The following is a 4,717-nucleotide window of genomic DNA, read 5'->3' on the forward strand; positions in this document are numbered from 1 at the left end:
GTTCTCGTCACATTATCTTCGTCCCGCCAGTTGCGGTCCTGCACCTCCATACGTCCGCCTCTGCCGGGCTGCTCACCATCAATACGCTCCCAGATGCGGCTCTCGCGGGTGGTGTTGATGTGGTCGCTGTAACAGACCACGACCGCTACCACCCGGAACTCCATGCGCCGGTCGTGGAGCGCGGCGGGGTGACAATCATCCACGGCATCGAGCTACGGGTCGACGCGGGCGACCGTCGAGTCGACCTACTCGGCTACGGCGTACAGAAGCGCCCGGCACTCACCGCCGAGGTCGAACGACTCCAAGCGAATCGTATCGAGCGCGCGCGGAAAATCGTCGAATACGTCGAGGAGACGACCGGCGTCGACCTCGATTTGGACCTCCACGAGGGCATCGGTCGACCCCATATCGCCCACGCAATCGAAGCCAGCGACGCACCGTACGACTATCAGGGAGCGTTCGACGAACTCATCGGCGCGGACGGACCGTGTTTCGTCGCGCGCGACCTCCCGTCGTTCGACGAGGGCGTGAAAATTCTCCGCGATGCGTGTTCAGTGGTCGGTCTCGCACACCCGTTCCGCTATCGCGACCCGGTCACCGCGCTCGAACTGTGTGTCGACCTCGACGCTGTCGAGCGATACTATCCGTACGGATACGAAGTCGACACGGGTCTCGTCGACGATGCAATCGAGGAGTACGACCTCCTCGCGACCGGCGGGAGCGACGCCCACGACGAGACGCTCGGTCGTGCCGGACCGCCCGAATCCGAGTTCGCTCGGTTTGCCGCCGCGGTAGACGGACTCTAACCCGAATGTCCACGCTTCTAACCGCTATATTCGCGTCTCTAACCTAGTTATCCGTATTACTAACCGGAGTTGTCCATGCACCTAACTACAGTTGTCAGCGACGCTACCGGTATTAATACGCGAATAACTGCGCCGACTGTCTGGGGCGTAGAGTTAAATCCTATCGGAACCGAAGAGGGCGTATGCAGTGTCACTACTGCGACCGTGAGGCCGCATACGCCGCCGAGAAAGACCACATCAAGGTCGGTCTCTGCGAGCGACACTTCCGCAAGCGGGTCGAGGAACTTGCCGAGTCTGAAGAACTCGCCGCCCTGAAAGAGAAGCTTGACATTAACCGAACGAAGTGACGGACTACTCACGGACGCACCCCGAATAAGGACTCCCTACCACCTCCAACCGCCCACCAGGGCCGGGCTACTTTATGCCAGGACTTGCCCGCTGAGAAGATAGAGCGCCGCGAGCGCGCCCTCAAACACGAGCGTTCCCGCCGCCGACAACACGAGAAACCGCCGCGACGACATCTCGGCGAATCCCGCGGGCACCGTGAGCATCCCGCGTGTGAACAACATCGCGTTGCTCGCCGGAACGACGAGTGGTCCCCATCGGTCGAACCAGCCGTCGAACCGGTCGATTTTGGCCTCGTCGATGCGGAACCACGACCGCGAGAGGAGATACTCGCGCCCGCCTCGTTTTGCGAGAAGGAACAGTGCGAACTGCCCGATAGTAGCACCAAGGACGGCGATGCCGAGAATCGGAAGGAGGTACGCCTCGCCGACAAGAATCAACGCCCCGGGAACGAGCAACTCGCTCGGAGCGACGTAGAGAAGCATCGCACCCTCCAATACGAATACGAAAAACAGGACGACAAACGCGAAATCAGAGACGAGGAGTTCGCGGAGGAAATCCGGAAGTTCGGCGACGACGGAACTCATCGATAGCACGTTTTTCGAGCGGCGACAAAGCGGTTGTGATGGTCAGCCACGATGATAGCGACGGCATTTTGCCGCCGCCGACCGAAGCCCGCGTATGGACCTTACCGACCGCCCGCGACGGCTTCGAACGGACGGAATACGGCCTCTCGTCTCGGAGACGACACTCGACGCGACGGACCTCGTCGCACCCGTCTTCGTGGACGCGACGGCCGACGAACGTGTTCCCATCGAGTCCATGCCGGGACACGAGCGCGTGCCGGTCGATGCGGCGGTCGACCGAGTTTCCGAAGTGCTCGAAACGGGCGTCGAGGCCGTCATCGTCTTCGGGATTCCCGAGTCGAAAGACGAGCAGGGTTCTCGCGCGTACGCAAGCGATGGAGTTGTGCAAGAAGCCGTTCGACGTATCACCGCCGAGACGGACGCCTACGTCATCACCGACGTCTGCCTCTGTGAGTACACCGACCACGGGCACTGTGGCATTGTGGAGGAACACGCCGAAGACGACCCGACGCTCACCGTCGAGAACGAACCGACGCTGGACCTCCTGTCGAAGACCGCCGTCTCGCACGCCGAAGCCGGTGCCGACATGGTCGCCCCCTCCGCCGCGATGGACGGGATGGTCGGTGCCATCCGTGAGGGATTGGATACATCCGGCTACTCGGACATTCCAATCATGTCCTACGCCGCGAAGTACGAGAGCGCCTTCTACGGTCCCTTCCGCGATGCGGCCGACGGCGCGCCCGCCTTCGGCGACCGCAGACACTACCAGATGAACCCCGCCAACGCCCGCGAGGCGATGCGCGAGGTCGCCCTCGACGTGGAGCAGGGCGCGGACGTGCTGATGGTCAAGCCCGGACTGCCGTACCTCGACATCATTCGGGACATCCGCGAAGCATACGACCATCCGGTCGCCGCCTACAACGTCTCCGGCGAGTACGCGATGCTCCACGCCGCCGCCGAGAAGGGCTGGCTCGACCTCGACGGTGTCGCCCACGAGTCGCTCCTGTCGCTGAAACGCGCTGGTGCGGACCTCATTATTACGTACTTCGCCGAAAGCGTGGCGAAGCAGCTTTCGGCGGGCCGCTGACCACACCCGAAACGGCCGAATTTCGAGACGAGAAACGACCGCGCCACGAAAACAGAGACGACCGGAGCGAAAGAGTCGATAGCACGACGCGCACATCGAAACAGCCCAATTTTGGCAATATTCACGTGAACGTCCGTCCACAGATAGGCAGACAACCGTCTATTTGGTGGACGGATTACAACCTTATATGCGTAATATTCTTACTCATTTTGTCCATACGTCTTTCTATCCCCTGCTAAAGTTGACAATCCCAACACTTCACTTTATGTATTACCTTATCATGAAGTCGAAGCGTGCTAAACAACCACAATCAATACGAATTCGGTAGGAAAGTACCAAACTGTCCACCGTCTGCGTACGGAGGTGAACACGCGTGATTCCATTGCAGGTCGACCCCGGAGTCGTCGCACAGGGGGTCAACTACGTGTGGATACTCGTCGTCTCGTTCCTCATCTTCTTCATGCAGCCGGGGTTCGCGCTCTTAGAGGCAGGGCAGGTACGCGCGAAAAACGTGGGGAACGTGCTGATGAAGAACATGACCGACTGGGCGCTCGGCGTCCTCGTGTACTTCGTCGTCGGTGCGGGCGTGGCGACAATCATCGGCGGTCTCACCTCGCCGGGCGGCTTCGACGTTGCCGCCGCGTTCTCGTACATCGGCGACTCCGGCGCGTGGATTGACTGGCTCTTCGGTGCCGTCTTTGCCATGACCGCCGCCACCATCGTCTCCGGTGCCGTCGCAGAGCGCATGGATTTCCGTGCGTACGTCGTCTTCGCGGCGACCATCACGGGATTCATCTACCCCGTCGTACAGGGCCTGACGTGGTCCGGCGGCCTGCTCTCCGGAAGCGGCTATCTCGGTGCCGCGCTCGGCGTCGGCTACCTCGACTTCGCCGGTGCGACCGTCGTCCACATGTGCGGTGGCGTCGCCGGTCTCGTCGGCGCGAAGATGGTCGGCCCGCGCAAGGGTCGCTTCGACGCGAGCGGTGAGAGCCAGCCTATTCCGGGCCACTCGATGCTGCTCGCGGTCCTCGGGACGCTCATCCTCGCGTTCGGCTGGTACGGCTTCAACGTCGGCACGCAGGCGACCGTCCTCGCAACCACCGAAAGCGGCGGTCTGGAGTTCATGGGTGCCGCACTCGGCCGCGTCGCGCTCGTGACGACCCTCGGCATGGGTGCCGGTGCGGTGGCCGCGATGGTCGTCTCCACGAACTACCAAGGTAAGCCCGACCCGCTCTGGATGGCGAACGGTCTGCTCGCCGGACTTGTGGCCGTCACGGGCGCTGTCCCGCACGTCACGTGGTGGGGCGGTCTCGTCCTCGGCGCACTCGGCGGCGCAATCGTCCTGCCCGCGTACCGCTGGACCACCGACTCGCTGAAAATTGATGACGTGTGCGGCGTCTTCGCCGTCCACGGCGTCGCCGGCGCGGTCGGCACGGCCCTCATTCCGGTGTTCGCCGTCGGCGGCTTTTCGGCCACGCAACTGGTCATGCAGGTCGCCGGTGTCGGCATCATCGCCCTGTGGACCATCGTCGCCTCGGCGGTCGTCTTCGCGGCCGCTGGCACCGTCTTCGGCCTCCGCGTCTCGGAGGAAGAAGAACTCGAAGGCCTCGATATCGGCGAACACGGCGTCTCGGTCTACCCAGAGTTCATCGGCGAATCGGGTCCCGACCGTGGCGTTGGAACGCGCGCCGCAACTGACGGTGGGAACGATGTCCGGACTGACGGTGGGAACAATGTCCGGACTGACGGCGACGTCGTTGGCGACAACGGCGTGGCCGGGACTGAAGGCAACGATTCGGCCGCAGGCGACGGGGGTGAAAACCAATGAGCGGGACTGAGACCGGGAACGACGGGATCAAGCTCCGCATGGCCATCAACCGCCCCCGCAAGCT

General features: G+C 62.6%; 5 protein-coding genes. 4 read left to right on the top strand and 1 reads right to left on the bottom strand.

Annotated features, from left to right (window positions below):
• Positions 1–11 precede the first annotated feature (11 nt).
• The gene (locus tag QT222_RS06255) at positions 12–806 is read left to right on the top strand and encodes a PHP domain-containing protein (RefSeq protein ID WP_491476665.1); all 795 of its coding nucleotides are present in this window, start codon (positions 12–14) and stop codon (positions 804–806) included.
• Positions 807–988: 182 nt separating this feature from the next.
• Positions 989–1,153, top strand: a complete 165-nt coding sequence (locus QT222_RS06260) for a DUF6757 family protein (RefSeq protein ID WP_004045157.1) — start codon at positions 989–991, stop codon at positions 1,151–1,153.
• Positions 1,154–1,225: 72 nt separating this feature from the next.
• On the opposite strand, the gene QT222_RS06265 is transcribed toward QT222_RS06260, so the two are convergent.
• Positions 1,226–1,738 carry a DedA family protein gene (locus tag QT222_RS06265; RefSeq protein ID WP_004058641.1) on the bottom strand — a complete coding sequence of 171 codons (513 nt, stop codon included), beginning with the start codon at positions 1,736–1,738 and terminating at the stop codon, positions 1,226–1,228.
• A gap of 94 nt (positions 1,739–1,832) precedes the next feature.
• On the opposite strand from QT222_RS06265, the gene hemB reads away from it, so the two are divergent.
• Together hemB and QT222_RS06275 are read left to right on the top strand one after the other, a co-directional pair.
• On the top strand, positions 1,833–2,825 hold the full coding sequence (gene hemB / locus QT222_RS06270; protein WP_491476663.1) for a porphobilinogen synthase: 993 nt from the start codon (positions 1,833–1,835) through the stop codon (positions 2,823–2,825).
• A 373-nt stretch (positions 2,826–3,198) separates the two neighbouring features.
• A complete protein-coding gene (locus tag QT222_RS06275) occupies positions 3,199–4,653 on the top strand; it encodes an ammonium transporter (protein ID WP_491476664.1) in 1,455 nt (484 codons plus the stop codon).
• The last annotated feature ends 64 nt before the right edge of the window (positions 4,654–4,717 follow it).

The organism is Haloferax sp. s1, assembly GCF_058382125.1.